This window comes from Couchioplanes caeruleus (assembly GCF_023499255.1).
GTDB lineage: Bacteria > Actinomycetota > Actinomycetes > Mycobacteriales > Micromonosporaceae > Actinoplanes > Actinoplanes caeruleus_A.
The window spans coordinates 3394682-3411694 of record NZ_CP092183.1 but is presented as its reverse complement, the minus strand read 5'-3'; the positions used below and the strand labels follow the sequence as shown (position 1 = coordinate 3411694).

The window sequence follows — 17013 nt, the reverse complement described above, 5'->3', positions numbered from 1 at the left end:
GCAATCCATTGTCGTTCGTCTGCATCAGAGCCTTACCCAGCGATCCGCCGATCACGCAGGTGTGCCCGACCGGCCCTGGCGTCGGCGACGCATCATCGACAGATGCGACTGCGAATGGAACTGTTCGTCGACGACCTCGACGTCAGCATCGCCTTCTACACCCGTACGCTCGGCTTCGAGGTCGCCCGCCGCAGCGACGGCTACGTCAGCCTGCGCCGCGGTTCGGTCGTGCTCGGTCTCGGGCCGGTGGCGAAACTGCCCGCCCGTGGCGCCGGCCCGGGATTCACCCGTCAGCGGCTGGCCGCGGACCGGGGAGCGGGCGTGGAAATCGTGCTCGAAGTCGACCGGCTGCGTCAGGTGACGGCGCTGCACGAGCGCTGCGTGGACCAGGGCGTGGTGGTCGAGGCCCTGCAGTTGCGACCGTGGGGCCTTCACGACTTCCGCGTCACCGACCCCGACGGCTACTACCTGCGCATCACCCACGGCGACGCGGCCGCATCCGGTCCCGCATCTGCCGGCTGACGCCGGTCCTCACGCTGGACGGCGACGAACCGCTCGTACGCCTCGGCGAATCGCCTGCGCCGCTCCTCGTAGTACCCGGCATGCTCGGCACGAGGCTCATAGGTGGCTCCGGTCGCCCGTGGCGCGCGTGGCTCATCCGGCGCCAGCGCGTCGAGGGCGAGCAGCGCGGTGCCGCGCTGCGTGGCGCGTCGCCGGGTGACGTGCGTGACGGGCTGGCCGAGCACGTCCGCGAGGATCTGGAGCCATTCGGGCTGGTCGTTGCTGACCCGGCCGGCCGCCGCGACCTCGACGATCTGCGGTGCGGCCGGGTGCAGCTCATCGGCGACGCGCGCGTACGTCATGGCCACGCCCTCGACGATCCCGCGGAACAGCGCGTCGGCGTCCGTGGCCGCCGACACCCCGCCGAACACGGCACGCGCCCCGCCGACCCAGCCCGGCGCCCGCTCACCGGTGAGGTACGGCAGCACGAGCGGCGTGGCATCGCTGGGCGGCGCGCTGAGAACGGGCGCGATCGCCGGGCTGAGGCGCAGCGTGCTCTGCGCCCAGCTGACGGCGCGGCCGACGTCGTTGATCGCCCCGCCGAGCAGCGTACGGTCCTTGCTGACCCGGTAGTTCCACAGCCCGAACGGAAGCGGATCAGCGGCGCCCTCGAGCAGCACCCGCAGCGCGCCACTGGTGGCGGTGGCCGCGGTGAGCACGGTGGCGTCGAGCGCCCCGGCCCCGATGTTGCTGGCGAAGCCGTCGGTGATGACGGGGAACCACCCGGCCCGGGCGAGGGCGGGCCACCGCGCCGGGGCCTGCGGCGACGCCGGCTGCGCAGGGTCCCGCGGGCCGGAGAACCGCTCGGCGCCGACCCCGGCGGCCGAGAGGAGCTCCGCGTCGAGCTCTCCGGTGCGCCGGTCGAGCAACCCGGTCCACGCCATCGTGGACGTCCCGGCGAGTGGCTGCCCGATGAGCCGCGCCCAGATGAACTCGCCCAGGGACCACCAGGACGCGGCCTCGGCGAAGACGCGTGGCTGCGTGGCGGCCAGCCAGCGCAGTCGCGGCACGTGGTAGCTCGTGTGCAGGCGGGTGCCCGTACGCTGCTGCACCGCGTGCTCGTCGAGTTCCTCCCGCAGCGCCGCGACCGCGTCGGCGCTGCGGGAGTCGGCGTAGGTCAGGCACGGCGTGAGCGCGCGCCCGGCCGCGTCGACGCCGATCAGCGAGGCGGCGAAGGTGTCCATCGCGACCCCGGCGATGCGGGTCCCCAGCCGCCGGTCACCGGCCACCGCGTCGAGGACCTCCCCGACCTCCGCGGTGACCTGCTCGGGGTCGATGACCGAGGTCCCGTCGGGCGCGACGGTGAACGCGTGCCCCACCTTGTGCTGCAGGCCGTGGACCCGCCGGCCCGACGCGTCGTGCACGCCGCCGCGCGTGGCGGTGGACCCGATGTCCAGCGCGACGACCAGCGGGTCCAGCGCGGCATCAAGGGTGACGTCGGTGTCGCTCGGGGTCATGGCAGTCCTCGTCGTCGGCGGTCTCCGGCGACCATAACCCCGAACGCACCCGGCTACGCCGCAGCGACCGCACCCGTGGACACGGGTTCCAGGGCAGAGCTCAGGATCTGGCGTACGTCGGAGACGATGTGCACGGTCAGCGCGGCCAGCACGTCGGCCGGAACGTCGTCGAGGTCGGGCTCGTTGCGCTGCGGCAGGTAGACCTCGGTGAGGCCGGCGCGCTGGGCGGCGAGCAGCTTCTGCTTCACGCCACCGATCGGGAGGACCCGGCCGGTCAGCGACACCTCGCCGGTCATGCCGGCCTCGGCCCGTACGTTGCGGCCGAGCAGCAGCGAGACCAGCGCCGTCGTCATGGTGACGCCGGCCGACGGCCCGTCCTTGGGGACCGCCCCCGCGGGGACGTGCAGGTGGATCGGGTGGTCGAGCTGCTCCGGCGAGATGCCGAGCTCCTCGGCGTGGGCCCGCACGTACGACAGCGCGATCTGCGCCGACTCCTTCATCACGTCGCCGAGCTGGCCGGTGACCGACAGGCCGCCCTTGTCGCCGGGCAGCAGCGATGCCTCGATGTAGAGCACGTCGCCGCCCATCCCCGTGACGGCCAGGCCGGTCGCCACGCCCGGGACCGCCGTACGCTCGGACGACTCCGGCGTGAACCGCGGCCGTCCGATCAGGTCCTTGAGGTCGGCGGCCCCGACGGTGGTGGGCAGGTCCGCCAGGGCGGCCTTGCGGAACGCCTTGGCCAGCAACCGCTCGAACGACCGTACGCCCGCCTCGCGGGTGTAGTTGGCGGCGATCTCACGCAGCGCGTCGTCGGTGATCGTCACCTCGCCGGGTGCCAGCGCGGCCCGCTCGAGCTGCCGGGGCACGAGGAAGTCGCGGGCGATCGCCACCTTGTCGCTCTCGGTGTACCCGTCGATCGTGATGAGCTCCATCCGGTCGAACAGCGCCTGCGGGATGGTGTCGAGGACGTTGGCCGTCGCGATGAACAGCACGTCGGACAGGTCCAGGTCCAGCTCGAGGTAGTGGTCGCGGAAGGTGTGGTTCTGCGCCGGGTCCAGCACCTCCAGCAGCGCCGCCGCGGGGTCGCCGCGGTAGTCGCTGCCGACCTTGTCGACCTCGTCGAGCAGGACCACCGGGTTCATCGATCCGGCTTCCCGGATGGCCCGCACGATGCGCCCGGGCAGCGCGCCGACGTACGTCCGGCGGTGGCCGCGGATCTCGGCCTCGTCGCGGACGCCGCCGAGGGCGACCCGGACGAACTTCCGATCGAGCGTACGGGCGACCGACTCGCCCAGCGACGTCTTGCCGACTCCGGGCGGCCCGGCGAGCAGGATGACGGCACCGGAGCCGCGCCCGCCGACGACCGACAGGCCCCGCGACTCGCGGCGGGCGCGTACGCCGAGGTACTCGACGATGCGCTCCTTCACCTCGTCCAGGCCGTGGTGGTCCGCGTCCAGCACGGCCCGGGCGGCGTCGAGGTCGGTGTTGTCGCTGGTGCGCACGGTCCACGGAAGGTCAAGGACCGTGTCGAGCCACGTACGGATCCAGCCCGCCTCGGGGTTCTGGTCGCCGGCCCGCTCGAGCTTGCCGACCTCCCGCAGCGCCGCCTCGCGCACCGCCTCGGGCAGGTCGGCCGCCTCCACCCGGGCCCGGTAGTCGTCGTTGCCGTCGGCCTCGCCCTCGCCGAGCTCCTTGCGGATGGCCTTGAGCTGCTCCCGCAGCAGGTACTCGCGGTTGCGCTTCTCGACCGACTCCCGGACGTCACTCTCGATCTTGTCGTTGACCTCGGACTCGGCCAGGAAGTCGCGGGTCCAGGAGACCAGCAGCCGGAGCCGGGCCTCCACGTCGGGAGTCTCCAGGAGCTCCCGCTTGCGGTCGTTGGACAGGTACGGCGCCCAGCCGGCGGTGTCCGCCAGGTCGCCGGGGTCGTCGATGGCGCTGACCGAGTCGATGACCTGCCAGGCTTCGCGCCGCTGCAGCACCGAGACCACGAGCTGCTTGTACTCGGCCGCCAGCTCTCGGGCATGCTCGGTCGGCGGGCTCGGCTCGACGGGTTCGGCCTCGACCCACAGCGCGGCGCCCGGGCCGGTCACCCCGCCGCCGATCAGAGCCCGCACACCGGTGCGCAGCACGGCGGCGGGGGAGCCGCCACGGGACTTGCCGACCTGCTTGACGCTCGCCACGACGCCGTGGGACGCGTACCGGTCCTCGAGCCGAGGGGCGATGAGCAGCTCGGAGCCGGCCGAGGTGCGAGCCGCGTCGACGGCGGCCTGGGCCGCCTCGTCCAGTTCGACCGGCACGACCATGCCCGGCAGCAGGACGATGTCATCAAGGAACAACACGGGAAGTCGCTTACTGGTCACCCGGCACCTCCAAAGTTGAGTACGTGCCGCTCAACCTCGAAGCCGCCGCCGATCTTCCAGCGTTCACTCCTGGCGAACACCGCGCACGGCAGCCACCGGGATCACCGCTGCGCCTCGGACCGCCCCTGACCGAATTTGCACGGTCGTCCGATCACGTTCGTTAGCCTCATGACGATCGATGCCTTGCCTTCTCTCTGGTCGCGGCGTGGAGCCAGCCCTCATCGGCTCTGCCGCGGTTCCGGCGTGTGTCGATCGCTGTCCGGTACAGGTCACATACGCACTAGTACGTATGCGGTCGCCCCCGGCCCGCCCCGATCCTGAAGCCCGGACGCCGCGCCGCGGCGCCGACGGAAGGGGCGCAAGCCATGGTGGGATTCGCCGATCGGGCGCTGCTGGAGCTGGCCGACCCGGCCCGGCTGCAAGCGCTGATCGCCCCGCCCGGCGCGATCCCGACCGCCGACCTGACGATGCTGCTGGGCTCGGTCTACGACCTGGACCACGTGCGCATCGACCGGATCACGGCGGTCACCGTCAGCGGCGTCGAAGCTCAGGTGCCGCTGTACCCGGTGCGAAGCCACCGCGGGTCGTGGACCCGCAATCATCCCGAGTATCTGACCACCGATCTCGCCGTGGACACCCGCGACGGTGCCGGACCGGTCTGGGTCGACCTGCTGGCCCGGGTCGTCGTGCACACCGTCGCCGACGTCGACCCGGGCGGGATCGAGTCGGCCGTCAGCCGCGGCCTCGACGATTTCGCCACGCTCGACGAGTTCCGGGCGCAGTTCCGCTTCATCGACCTCGACGCCTTCCTCGCCCGGCACCGGCTCAGCACGGTCGAAGATCTCCGGGAGGCGTACGAGTACCTGAAGACCGAGGTGCGGTTCCGCGCGGCCGGCCCGTTCGACCCGGCCGCCCCGGCGAACGCGCACGACATCGAGGCCGACCTGGCCCTGCTGATCCGCCCGGATCTCGAGCTGACCGCGGCCATGCGCGCCGCGGTCACCGTCCGGACGATCGCCGCGCAGACCCGTACCGGCCCGAAGGACCCGCTGCTCGGCCGGGCCGCCTCGCCGCTGGCCGTGGCGGTGGTCGTGGACGGCTCGGCGCTGGGTGGCGTGGTCACCGCCGCCGCCGTCCGGAATCTGTTCGCCCGCGGCCGGGTGCTGAGCCTGGTCGCCGATCCGCCGTGAGCACTGGAGGTCCGATGCCCGAATCCGACGAGCCCGCACCGGCACGGCGCAAGCGCGCCACGGACCGGTCCCGGCCGGCCGGCACCACCACCGCCGAGGCGCCGGCCGCAGCCGACGAAGCGCCGACCGCAGCCGACGAAGCGGTGGCCGCACGGGAGCGGCACGCCGAGCTGGAACGGCTGCGGCACAAGCTCCATCGCAAGTTCCACTGAGGACAGTGAGAGAGGATCGCACCGATGCCCGTCCGGTACATACGCGTCAATCCGGTTGCCGATCTGTTCGCGCCCGCCGTCCGGGCGTTCGGCAACATCGCCGTGGTCGGCGCGGTCACGCCGCCGGCCGCCAACCCGCCGCCCGACCTGCTGACGGTGGGCGCACCCGTGGCGTTCACCGACCCCGGCGAGGCCCGCAGGCGCGCGCCCGGTGATCTCGGCCGCGCCATCGCCTTGTGCTTCTCGCAGAGTCCCGGCCCCACCGTGGTCACCGGGGTCCGGGTCGATGCGGCCACGCCGAACTGGGATGCGGCGCTCACCGCGCTGGAGACCGCGGACGTGCAGATCGTGTGCCTGGCCAACACGCCCCTCAACGCGGCCGCGGCCACCGCGACCGGCGCCATCCGTAAGCTGGCCGACCACGTCGTCAGCGTCTCCACCACCGGAACGGACGGGGCGGAACGCATCGGCGTGGCCATGCTGGCGGCCGGCGCCACCGATCCGACCATCGTCGCCGGCGCGCTGGCGAGCGACCGCATGGTGTACGTCGCCCACAAGTCCGACGAGGACGTCGCCGCCGCGGTGGCCGGCACGATCGCCGGCTACGAGCCGCACATCTCGATGCTGTTGAAGCAGGTGAACGTCAGCTCGGCCGCCTTCACCCCGGCGGAGATCCAGGCCGTCAACGGGTCGGAGACGTTCAGCAGCGGCCCGGCGGGCGCCGGGGTGAACTGGCTCGTCGACCCGCCGCTCTTCCCCGGGCAGGGCATCTATCTGGGTGAGGGCTACACCGGCAACCCCGGCGGCAAGAAGTACGTCGACATCACCCGTACGGTCGACAACCTGTCCTTCCTCCTCAAGGCGACGCTGATCCGCTCGATCGGCAACCTGCGGATCAGCCGGTCCGGGCTGCGGGCGCTGATCGCCCAGATGGAGGCGGTCCTGGATCCCCAGGTACGCCAGGAGGTCATCGAGGGATACGACGTCACCGTCCCGATCCTCGCCCTGCTGGACAAGCCGCCGGCCACGCTGACCGCGTCGGAGCTGCAACAGATCAACGACGCCCAGAACCAGCGGGTGGTCGAGGTGCTGGCGGCGGTCGACTACGCCGGGGCCGTGCACCGCATCGCGATCACGTTGAAGTTCGAATAAGGAGCGTGCGGCGATGGCCGACTGGAACACCCGTCTCGAAGTCAAGCTCGGCGACAAGACGATCACGCCGATCTCCAACCTGCAGACCACGTTCAACGTGCCGCACACGGTCATCCACAGCCTGGAGGCCGACGGTACGGGCTACGTCCGGCAACCGTTCACGTTCACCTTCACGATGACCGTACCCGCGGTCGCCGAGGCGGTGGCCGACCTGACCGAACTGGCCGTCAACGGCACCGAGTTCTCGGTGAACGTGGCCGAGAAGGTCGGCACCGACTGGTCCTTCAAGTCCATCAAGTTCGCCCGCTGCGTGGTCACCTCGGGTTCGCCGAGCAACATCACCGTCGACGGGGTGCCCCAGGCGAACTTCTCGTGCATGGCGCTCACCGTGACCGTGGAGGACTGAGCCGTGGCCGGCGACGACGTGCGGCCCTCGGCGCCGCCGGACGGCCGGGCCGAACCCGGCCCGGTGGTCCACTACTACTTCCCGGTCGAGGTCGAGATCGTCGGTGACGTGGACGACGCGGTGGTGAACCGGGTGGTCGAGCGCGTCTTCGCCGAGCTGGACCGGGAAATGTCGAGCCGGCCGTGAGCGGCAACCGCCCGGTGCTGATCGGCGCGGTCCCGCTGGTCCACGTGCAGAGCATGACGATGAGCCAGGGCTACCGGATCGAACGGATCATGGGCAGCCGCTGGTCGCAGGCCACTCAGCCGACGGTGAAGACGATCGCCGTGGAGGCCGTCCTGATCGGGCCGAAACGGCTGCTGATCAAGAAGGCGCTGGAGGCCATGGCGCTGACCAGCCGGGCGCTGGTGGCCGCCGCGGCGCCGGCGCTCGCGGTGGCCGGCATCCCGGTCGTCTCGGGGATGACGGTCAGCCTCGACATGCAGATCACCGATCTGCGGATCACGCACAGCACCGGCAAGCGGGACGCGCTCGACGTGTCGATCAGCCTGCAGCACGTACCGAGGTCGAACCTGTCCGCGCTGATCGGGGAGGCGGCCGACATCGCACTGGCGGTGGCGACCGCGACCGCCGGCTCGGCACCGCCGCCGAACCCGGTTCCCCGTACGCCCGGCCCGCCGATCTAGACCTGGAGGTCATGTCCGATGAGCACCTTCCTCCGGTTGCCGGTGAACCCGGACGAGGGCTTCCCGCAGTCGTTCCGGCTCGTGTTCGGCAACCGCAGCTACGTGTTCGGCCTCGCCGTGCACATCGCCGAGGAGGTTCTGCCCGATGCGACCACGCCGGAGGGGCTGGCCGCGGCCGTCACGTTGCCGGCGCCGGGCGCGTACCTGGTCATGACCGTCATCCGTGACGACGTGACCGGCGGCACCGTGCTGCTGCGCCGCAAGGTGATCCCGGGCCTGGTCTACCGCGCCGGCGAGCTGGCGCTGGTGGTGCGCAGCGCGCGGATCGCGATCGGCAACCTGCACGGCGCCGGTGCGTACCGGTCCGAGGTGGTGGCGGGGGTGGCGGGATGAGTTTCGTGCTCTGGCACAAGATACGGATCGCCCCGGCCGGGGGCGGCGGGGGCCTGCTCGGCGCGGTGGCCTCGTTCGCGGGGATCGGCCTGCCGCTGACCGTCACCAACGACGTGTACGCCGGCGGGCTCACCCTCGACGCCGAGGTGTCCATCAGCATGGGGGAAGGCGCCGCCGCCGACACCTTCTCCATCACGCTCACCGACCTGCCGGCGTCGCAGATCGCCCAGCTGCGGGCCGGTTACCCGGCCGGCGGCCTCAGCGCGACGATCAGCCTCGGGTACTTCGACGAGCCGATCACCCGGTTCGGGGCCGGGCCGGTGATGACCGGCCGGGTCATCGCGGTGACCACCGGGATCGGCAGCGGCGGTGTCTCCCGCACGGTGATCGAGGGCCAGGAGGAAGCGGGCTACAAACTGCTCAAGAAGGCGGCCCGCCTCGACCGGCCGAAGAACCTCCCCCGCCTCACCCTGGTCCGCGACCTGGTTCAGGCGGCCGAGGTGACGCTGGCCCGGCAGTCCACCATTCCCGGATCGGTGGGCGACATCAGCGTCTGCACCGCCACCACGCTGACCGCCCTGCAGGAGCTGGCCGACGCGGCCGACGTCCCGCTGGTGGTGGGCGACGGCGAGGTGCGGCTGGGCGCGGCGGTGGGCGCCACCCCGGCGCCGGTGCGCGTCGACCCGGACCTGAATCTGGTCTCGCGGGTGGATGCGCAGAAGGAGGATGTGACACCGGGTGCCAAGCGCAGCGCCGACGCCGGGCCGCCGGTGCGCACCGGCCTGGAGGTGACCGTTCTCGGGCATCCCGGCCTGCGACCGGGTCAGACGGTCACGGTGTCCGGCCTGGACGACGTGCCGCCGGGCCCGCTGCGGATCAGCCGGGTGACGCACGCGTACGGCGCGGCGAACGGCTACACCTGCACGCTGGTCCTGACCGCGGTGGCGGCCGGGGTCCGGGTCCGCGCGCCGGGCGGGGTCCAGGGGGTGGTGGACCGCTGGCAGGACGTGATCACCCGCAACCGCGAGGACCACCCGGTCGTGGACGTCGGTGTGGTGACCGCGTACCGGCCCGGCAAGGACGGCCGTCATCTGGCCGACCTGCACTACGGGCAGAACCCGCCGGCCGGCGAGGTGGCGCCGAGCGTCACCAGCGAGGTCGGCACGGACGTCGAGCTGCACAACAAGCCGGTCGCCTCACCGTTCGCGTTCCACCGGGTGGGCCTGGTGACGCCGGTCTACCCGAAGATGCGGGCGCTGCTGGCGCACAACCGCGGCCTGGTCAACGACGCGGTCGCCACCGGCTGGATCTGGTCGGAGAAGCCGCGGCTGGAACCGCCGCCCAACGAGCCGGGCGATTACTGGCTGGCGTTGCCGACCGGGCTGGACGGCGACGGGCTGCCCACCGGCAAGGGGGTCAACGACCTCACCGACGCCGGCGGCCACCGGGTGATCCAGGCCCGCGCGCTGCACATCACGGTGGGTCAGAAGAGCCTGCCGGACGTCGGTACCCGGCCCGAGCCGCCGGCCGACGACACCGTGGTGATCGAGCACCACTCCGGCACCAGGATCACGATCAACGCGGACGGAGAGGTCACCATCGCGACCGACCAGAAGTCCCTGACCCTGACCAACGGACAGGTGTCGATGAAGCTCGACGGTGCGAAGGTGGCGATCTCCTGATGGCCGCCGTGCTGACCACCGACTCCACGATCAAGTGCGCGCACAGCGGCACGGTCGTCGCGCAGGCGTCGACCTCGTCGCTGACCGCGGCCGGCAGCCCGGTCCTGGTGCAGGCCGACCTGCTCGCGGCCACGGTGACCGGCTGCACGAACACGAACGCGAACGCCGGCGAGACCCCCTGCCTCAAGGTCGTCTCGGTGACCGCCGGGATGAGCACCACGCTCAGCGTCGGCAACCAGCCGGTGCTGCTCGACACCGCCAAGGGCCTGACCAACGCCACCCCGCCGCGGCCCGTGCTGTGGCAGGTCGACTCCGCGGGCCAGACCGTGCTGGAGGCCTCATGACCGTCGTACCGCAGGCCGGATTCGGAGCCAGCTTCCTGCTCTCCGACGGCGACCTGGTGTTCACCGCCGCCGGCGTGGAACCCGTCCAGGGCCTGTCCAACCTCACCCAGGCGCTCACCCTGCGGCTGCTGACCCCGTACGGCACCGACCGGGTGAACGCCACCTACGGCCTGGACGCCCGGGAGGCGTTCAGCGGCAACCACGACCGCACCATCCTCAAGGAGCTGATCCGGCTGGAGGTGCTGCGGACGCTGTCCGGTGATCCCCGGGTCCGCGAGGTGACCGGCGTGCTGTTCGACGACGATCCCGACTTCCCCGCCGCTGCCGCCGCGGCCACGCAGGAGGACCACGGCGGCCGGCTGTGGCGGGTGCTGGTGACCGTGGAGACCACCGACGACACCGCGGCCGTCGTGCTCGCCGACGTGGAGCGCTGAGGACGATGAGCGACTTCGGAGTGACCCGGGACGGCTTCGTCCTCAAGGGGTTCGACGCCATCCTGGGCGACGCGATGGACCGCGCCCGGCAGATGTGGGCCGCCCTCGGGCTGGACCCGGACCTCACCTCGACCAGCCCGCTGCGGAAACTGCTCGAGGCCACCGCGCACGAGGACGCCGAGCTGTGGAAACGGCTGGAGGACTACTACTACAGCGCCTTCGTGTCCACCGCGACCGGCGACGCCCTCGATCTGCTCGGCGACGACGTCGGCCTCGGCCGCCGTGACACGTTCGCCACCGGAACCGTGACCCTCACCCTCACCGGTGGGCTGCCCGGACGGACGTACCTGGTCGGCGAAGGGACGATCCTGCTCGCCCCCGGGCAGAGCCAGTCGTACGCGACCGCGGCCGTCGTCGCCCTGACCGCCGCCGCGCCGGTCGCCACGGTGGCCGTGCAGGCCTTCCGCCGCGGCGCCGCGGGCAACGTGCCGGCCGGGGCGATCACGGCCGTCGACCCGGCGTACCGGGCGGTGTATCTGGCCGATTTCGGCCCCGCCGACCTCACCGTCGTCAACCAGCAGGACCTCACCGGGGGCGACGGGCGCGAGGATGACGACAGCTACCGAGGGCGGCAACTCGGCATCTCCCGCTCGCTGTGGACCGCCGAGGCGGTACGGCAGAACGCGCTGGACGTCGACGGCGTGATCGACGTGCTGCTGGCCGACCCGCTCGGCGGCGTCGACGTGTCGCAGAGCTTCTTCGGAGAGTTCCTCTTCTCCGAACGGCTGTTCAACGCGGAACGGCGGATCGGCGAGCCGTACCGGTTCGACGTCGTGGTGGCGCACGACTTCCGCTGGCCCTGGACCACCACCGGGGCGGTACCCGGCGTGTTCGAGCGGGTGTCGGCCGCGATCGACCTCGTCCGGCCGGCCGGCGTGCACCCCAACGTGGTGGAGGCCGACCACATCGACGTCGGCGTCCGCGCCCGGATCGTCACCGAGCCGGGGCAGGACCAGGCGGCGCTGTCCACCGCCATCCGGGAGGCGCTGGCCGCCGGGCTCGGCGACCTGCGGCTGGGCGGTGACGTGCTGTACAGCCGGGTGGTCCGCACCATCGTCGAGGTGGCCGGCGTGGTCGACGTCCAGCGGCTGCACCTGCGCCGGCACCCGCCCGCGTTCGGGCGGATCACCCTGGGCGACGTGCCGTACCTCAGCACAGCCGTGGACGCCGCGGTGGGACAGAACCTCACGATGGGCCCGACCGAGCTGCCGGTCCTCCGCACCGACGCCGAGTTGCACGACCTCGAGCTGGTGACGCCATGACCCTGCCGTTGAGCGCCGACCTGGAATCGGTGGCCCGGGGCGCGACCGGGCGGATGTCGAGGCGGCTGACCCAGCCGTTCGCGGCCGGCGGCGACGTGCTGGCGCTGCCCCTGGCCCCGGTCGCCGGTACGCCCGCCGCCGCCGATGTCGCCGCGTACGACTTCACCGACCATCAGGCCAGGTTCGGTGCCGTACCCGTGCCGTCGTACCTCCTGCGTACCCTCGGCGACCTGGAGCGGGAGACCCGGGTGACGGTACGGGTCTCCGACCCGGCGCTGCCCGGCGGCGGCGCTGACGTGCCGGTCGTGCTGCGGGCCGGGACTCTGGCCGGCGAGTCGGTGCCGGTGCCGGTGCCCGCCGCGGCCACCGGCGCGGCGCGGCTCACCCGGATCACGGTGGCCCGCCGCAGCGGCTCCGCGTTCGTCGCGGCACCCGGCCCGGCCGCGGAGCAGTGGGCGCTCAGCGCGCTGCTCGGCAATCTGGCCCGGCTGCTGTGGGTGCTCGGCGCCGAACGCGACGCGCTGCGCCGGCAGATCGCCCGGACCGCGGCTCAGCGCCGGCTCGACCACGCGGCCGGGCCGACGCTGGACCTGATCGGCGCGGACCTGGCCGTCCCGCGGTTCCCGCCGCTGCCGTACCCGGTCGACGACGACACCATCGCGCTGTACCACCTGGACGACGCGCCCGGAGCGGCGGTCGGCGCAGAGGACGCCGTCGGCCGCTTCCCGGGCCGGACCGCCCACCCCGCCGTCCTGTCCGGCAGCGCGACCCCGGGCCTGCCGGGCCGCTACGGTCCGGCCCTGACCTTCGCCGGACCCGGCGCGGCCACCGTCGCCACCGATCCCGCCTTCGACCTGCCCGCGACGGCGTCGTTCACCGCCGAGTGCTTCGTCAAACCGGACGTGTCCACCCCGGACTCGAGGATCCTGTCCCGCCGGGGCGCCACCGGGCCGGGCTGGACCGTCGAGGTCGGCGGATTCGGCCGGGGACTGGCCCGGGCCGTCCGGGCGACCGTCGCGGACGACACCCGGGAGCTGGTGCTGCACGCCGACCTGACCCTTGCGGGCGACCGGTTCACGCATCTCGCCCTCGTGGTGGACCGGGCCGAGGCGTCGGCGGCGCTGTGGGTGGACGGCATCCGGCGCGACCTCGCCGACGCCACCGCACTGGGCGCGCTCACCGCCGCCGTACCGCTGGTCATCGGCCCCGGGGCCGGGGGGCTGCGCGCGGTGCTCGACGAGGTCCGGCTCAGCCGGGTCGCCCGGGTCGAGTTCGCGCCTGTGCTGGGCGAGAGCGACGGGCACTACCGCCGCCGGCTGCGGATCTTCCGGCGCTGGGTGCTGCCCACCCCGGCCGGGCTGGCCGAGCTGCTCAACGAGGCGGTGGGCACGATCGGCGGGGTCACCGACCCGATCGTCGTGGACGACGCGGACAGCGCGGTGACACGCGGGCACACCCTGGTCCGGGTGGTGCCGGCGGCGCTCGGTCCGGGTGAGAGCATCGACGCCACCGGGCGGCGCGGTACCACCGAGGCCGACCTGTACGGCGATCCCGACGATCGGCGGATCGATCCGGCGCTGCTGCTGCGCCACGACGATCCCCGCGTCGACTACGGCCCGGTCACCTCGGGCGACCCGCATCTGATGCAACCGCCGCTCGCCGCCGACCTGGACCGGCTGCTCGACCTGGTGGGACCGGTGCCCGGACGGCTGCAGGTGACGCAGGCCTGGACGCCGGACGCGGACGACGCCCGTTGCGCCGGACGCGGACTGATCGTCGCCCACCCCGGGATGCACGCGGGCACGCTGGCCGCGCGGGCCCACGAGGCCGGCTTCACCTGGGTCCGCACCCAGCCCCGTGACGCCGGCGTGTACGCCTCCTGCCCGCCCGGTAGCGCGGTGGTCCTCGTCGCCGCACCGCCGCCCGCGGAGGGTGCGGAACCTGCGGTGGACGTGGGGGGCACGCTGACCCTCACCGCGTCCCCGGTCCCCCCGCCGGGCGCCGAGCTGATCTGGTCGGTGGCGACCGGGCTCGGGCCGGGCCGCGTGCGGCTCACGGCCGGCGGCGCATCGGCCACCGTCGACGGTGTCCTGCCCGGCCTGACCGTGATCAGCGTGGACCTGCTGCACCGGGGATTCACCAGCACCGCGTCGGTCGCGGTGCACGTGCGCCCGGCCACGCTGGACGCCGGCGCGACGATCGCCGCCGACGGCACGCTGGGCGCCGGGCCGGAGGTGGCCGGTGCGCCCGGTGACCCGGTGGACCCGGGACTGCTCGACACGGTCACCGACGCCCGGGCCACGTACGCCTCGGCCTCGGCGCGGCGGATGCAGCGCGGGGTGTCCCGCCGGCTCGTGGCGCTGCTGGACGGCCTGACCGGGGTGCCCGGGGCGCTCACCGTGGTGTCCGCACTGGTCCCGGTGGCCGCCGGGGCGCCCCTCACGCTGGCTGCGCAGGGCCGGGCGCTGACCCTGCGGCATTCGAGCCTGGCCGTCGGGGCGCTGGCGGCCCGGGCCCACGCGGCCGGATTCGCGTGGGTCTCGGTGTCCGGTACGACCGTCGAGATCCGGCACGCCGCCGAGGATCTGATCGAGGTCCGCGGCCCGCGCACCGTGCCCGAGGACGCGTCGATCGACCTGGAGGTGGTTCCCGACCCCTCGACGGTGTCCGCGACGACGCGGCTGAGCTGGTCCAGCGGCTCGCTCGAGCCGACGCCGGGCGAGGCCGGCGTGACCACCACCTCGCTGCCGCAGGTACGGCTGATCGGACAGCGGGCGGGCCGGGTGTGGGTGCAGGCGGCGTTCCGGGAAGCCGGCGCCAACGGCCCGTACGCGATGCAGATCCGGCTGCGGCCCACCGTCCCGGCCGGTTCGACGATCAGCCGCGACCAGTACGACTTGATCATGAATGTGGTGCACGCCCTGCATCCGCTCGGCGTCGAGGTGCTGACCCGGGCGATCCGCCCGGCCGTCGTCGAGCTGGCCGGCAGCCCGTCGGTGGACCCGGACTACACGTACCCGAAGTTCCGGCTGCACCGTTCCGTCTCCCGACTCCGAAAGGACGCCGAGCATGGCTGATGTCGTCTTCAACCCGACGTTCCAGCACACCGACTACGTCGACAACCGCGACCGGGTCCAGGCCGGCGGCCCGAACGGGTTCAACGCCCGGTTCCGGGCGCTCGCCGCGGACCTCACCACGCTGCACGACGTGGTCACCGACGTGAACACGGCGCTGACGGCGCTCGGTCAGGGACCGGGGCCGGTGCAGCAGACGCTCACCCTGTCCCCGGCCCTGGCGCCGGTCGCCGGAACCGGTGCATGGGTGCAGGACACGTCCGGATTCGCGTCCCGCTCCGGAGGCCTCACCAGCCTCGCCGGGGTGCAGTCGGTGTCGCTGCCCCACGGCGCCCGGATGGCGTCGTTCCACAGCCTGGGCCAGAACAGCGGCACCGGGACGTTGCGGGTGGCGCTGATGCGCTCCCGCCTGCTGTCCACCGTCGCCCCGGCCGAGCGACTCGCCCGGGTCACCGGCGACACCAACCCGTTCGACCTCAACGCGCCCGTCGATCCCAACAACGCGCTGGTCGACACCGTCCAGTTCCGGTACTTCGTCCTAGCCACCCTCGACGGCGCCGGACCCGGCGACACCGTCACCCTCTCCGGATTCCAGGTCGTCTACACCGCCTGAGCCGGATTCCCCGTACAGGAGGCCAGCAATGCCACCGATTCCCGGCGACCTCTACCTCAGCGTCGACTTCGGTTCGTCGCCCACCAAGGACGACGGCACCCGCCCGTACACCGGCGCGAACCCGCAGTGGAACAACTTCAGCATCGCGTTGAGCGGGGGGCCCAACGACACACAGACCCGGGTCGGCGCGCAGACGTCGGTCAAGGTCCGGGTGTCCAACAAGGGTCAGGCGCCGGTCACCGACGTGCACGTCGACGCGTACGTGATGAACCCGTTCATCGGCATCGCCCACCCCAACCAGGCCATCCAGCGGCTGCGCGGATCGGTCGGCTCGGTGGCGCCCGGCTCCGGCAGTTCCGGGCCGACCGACGCTCACGTGGTCACCTGCCTGGTCAACGGGTCGGCTCCGTGGATTCCGACCAACGCCGAGCTCAACGCCACCCTCAACGGCGACGGGCACATGTGCCTGGTCGCCAACGTCTACTCCGACGCCGACAACGCCGACGACGGGCGCCAGCTGCTCGAGGCCGACGACTTCGCGGTGGTCACCGACCAGCACCAGGGGCAGCGCAACATCACCGTGCTGCCGATGAGTCTGCGAGCCGAGCAGATCATGGAGTTCCTGGTGATGCCCGCCCCGCGCGGCGTCGAGGAGACGTTCGTGGCGTTCGAGCCCGTGGACCTGCGGGCCGGCCTGGGCGCCGGGGACCGCGCGCTGCTGTTGTCCCACGACTTCGTCATCGCCGCCGAGGGCAGTGAGGGTGAGCTCGGTCAGTTGTCGGTTCTGGTCAAGGGTGAACCGTTCCCGCTCTTCGTCTCGGAGCGTCCGCTCACCACCAAACTGTCGGTCGACGACATCGGCGAGCCGCCGCACGACGACCGCGACGACGACCATCCGGACATCCGGGGCGGATACTGGCCACACTTCCCGCACCGCGGCCACCACCGGCCGCACCGGCACCGGATGCCGACCTTCGAGGACGCCAAGCGCGGCAAGCTGCTGGTACAGACCGACGAGGAGCGGCCCGGCGCCCTGCAGGCGATCGACATCGTCCAGCGCGACCGCAAGGGCCGGGCGCTGGGCGCCCTGCGCATGTTCACCGTTGCCACCAGCTGATCGCGGG

Annotated in this window: 17 protein-coding genes; 15 read left to right on the top strand and 2 right to left on the bottom strand. The window is 72.7% G+C overall.

Going from position 1 to position 17013, the window contains the following annotated elements; all coding sequences use genetic code 11:
• Positions 1–102 precede the first annotated feature (102 nt).
• Positions 103–522, top strand: a complete 420-nt coding sequence (locus COUCH_RS15835) for a VOC family protein (protein ID WP_249613716.1) — start codon at positions 103–105, stop codon at positions 520–522.
• On the opposite strand, the gene COUCH_RS15830 is transcribed toward COUCH_RS15835, so the two are convergent.
• Together COUCH_RS15830 and lon are read right to left on the bottom strand one after the other, a co-directional pair.
• A complete protein-coding gene (locus COUCH_RS15830; RefSeq protein WP_249612843.1) occupies positions 465–2018 on the bottom strand; it encodes a gluconokinase in 1554 nt (517 codons plus the stop codon). The two genes, COUCH_RS15835 and COUCH_RS15830, sit on opposite strands and share 58 nt — an antisense overlap.
• 53 nt (positions 2019–2071) lie before the next feature.
• The gene (gene lon / locus COUCH_RS15825) at positions 2072–4381 is read right to left on the bottom strand and encodes an endopeptidase La (RefSeq protein WP_275980109.1); all 2310 of its coding nucleotides are present in this window, start codon (positions 4379–4381) and stop codon (positions 2072–2074) included.
• A gap of 365 nt (positions 4382–4746) precedes the next feature.
• On the opposite strand from lon, the gene COUCH_RS15820 reads away from it, so the two are divergent.
• From COUCH_RS15820 to COUCH_RS15755, 14 genes are read left to right on the top strand one after another with little or no spacing between them, the layout of a single operon-like run.
• Positions 4747–5571, top strand: a complete 825-nt coding sequence (locus COUCH_RS15820; RefSeq protein WP_249612842.1) for a hypothetical protein — start codon at positions 4747–4749, stop codon at positions 5569–5571.
• Positions 5572–5585: 14 nt separating this feature from the next.
• On the top strand, positions 5586–5783 hold the full coding sequence (locus tag COUCH_RS15815) for a hypothetical protein (RefSeq protein ID WP_249612841.1): 198 nt from the start codon (positions 5586–5588) through the stop codon (positions 5781–5783).
• A gap of 24 nt (positions 5784–5807) precedes the next feature.
• A complete protein-coding gene (locus tag COUCH_RS15810) occupies positions 5808–6935 on the top strand; it encodes a hypothetical protein (protein WP_249612840.1) in 1128 nt (375 codons plus the stop codon).
• Between the two features lie 13 nt (positions 6936–6948).
• Positions 6949–7341: a hypothetical protein gene (locus COUCH_RS15805; protein ID WP_249612839.1), complete on the top strand. Its 393-nt coding sequence runs from the start codon at positions 6949–6951 to the stop codon at positions 7339–7341.
• Between the two features lie 3 nt (positions 7342–7344).
• Positions 7345–7527 (top strand): hypothetical protein, encoded by a 183-nt coding sequence (locus tag COUCH_RS15800; protein ID WP_249612838.1) that lies wholly within the window; start codon positions 7345–7347, stop codon positions 7525–7527.
• On the top strand, positions 7524–8027 hold the full coding sequence (locus COUCH_RS15795; RefSeq protein ID WP_249612837.1) for a hypothetical protein: 504 nt from the start codon (positions 7524–7526) through the stop codon (positions 8025–8027). Before COUCH_RS15800 ends, COUCH_RS15795 begins: the two co-directional genes overlap by 4 nt.
• A gap of 18 nt (positions 8028–8045) precedes the next feature.
• Entirely contained in the window at positions 8046–8420 is a 375-nt protein-coding gene (locus COUCH_RS15790; protein WP_249612836.1) for a hypothetical protein, read from the top strand.
• Positions 8417–10102 carry a hypothetical protein gene (locus COUCH_RS15785; protein WP_249612835.1) on the top strand — a complete coding sequence of 562 codons (1686 nt, stop codon included), beginning with the start codon at positions 8417–8419 and terminating at the stop codon, positions 10100–10102. Before COUCH_RS15790 ends, COUCH_RS15785 begins: the two co-directional genes overlap by 4 nt.
• The gene (locus tag COUCH_RS15780) at positions 10102–10446 is read left to right on the top strand and encodes a hypothetical protein (protein ID WP_249612834.1); all 345 of its coding nucleotides are present in this window, start codon (positions 10102–10104) and stop codon (positions 10444–10446) included. Before COUCH_RS15785 ends, COUCH_RS15780 begins: the two co-directional genes overlap by 1 nt.
• Positions 10443–10880 carry a hypothetical protein gene (locus COUCH_RS15775; protein WP_249612833.1) on the top strand — a complete coding sequence of 146 codons (438 nt, stop codon included), beginning with the start codon at positions 10443–10445 and terminating at the stop codon, positions 10878–10880. Before COUCH_RS15780 ends, COUCH_RS15775 begins: the two co-directional genes overlap by 4 nt.
• Before the next feature lie 5 nt (positions 10881–10885).
• The gene (locus tag COUCH_RS15770) at positions 10886–12202 is read left to right on the top strand and encodes a baseplate J/gp47 family protein (protein ID WP_249612832.1); all 1317 of its coding nucleotides are present in this window, start codon (positions 10886–10888) and stop codon (positions 12200–12202) included.
• Entirely contained in the window at positions 12199–15279 is a 3081-nt protein-coding gene (locus COUCH_RS15765) for a LamG-like jellyroll fold domain-containing protein (protein ID WP_249612831.1), read from the top strand. The genes COUCH_RS15770 and COUCH_RS15765 overlap by 4 nt, the downstream gene beginning before the upstream one ends.
• Positions 15272–15889, top strand: a complete 618-nt coding sequence (locus tag COUCH_RS15760; RefSeq protein ID WP_249612830.1) for a hypothetical protein — start codon at positions 15272–15274, stop codon at positions 15887–15889. Before COUCH_RS15765 ends, COUCH_RS15760 begins: the two co-directional genes overlap by 8 nt.
• Before the next feature lie 28 nt (positions 15890–15917).
• Positions 15918–17006, top strand: a complete 1089-nt coding sequence (locus tag COUCH_RS15755; RefSeq protein ID WP_249612829.1) for a hypothetical protein — start codon at positions 15918–15920, stop codon at positions 17004–17006.
• The last annotated feature ends 7 nt before the right edge of the window (positions 17007–17013 follow it).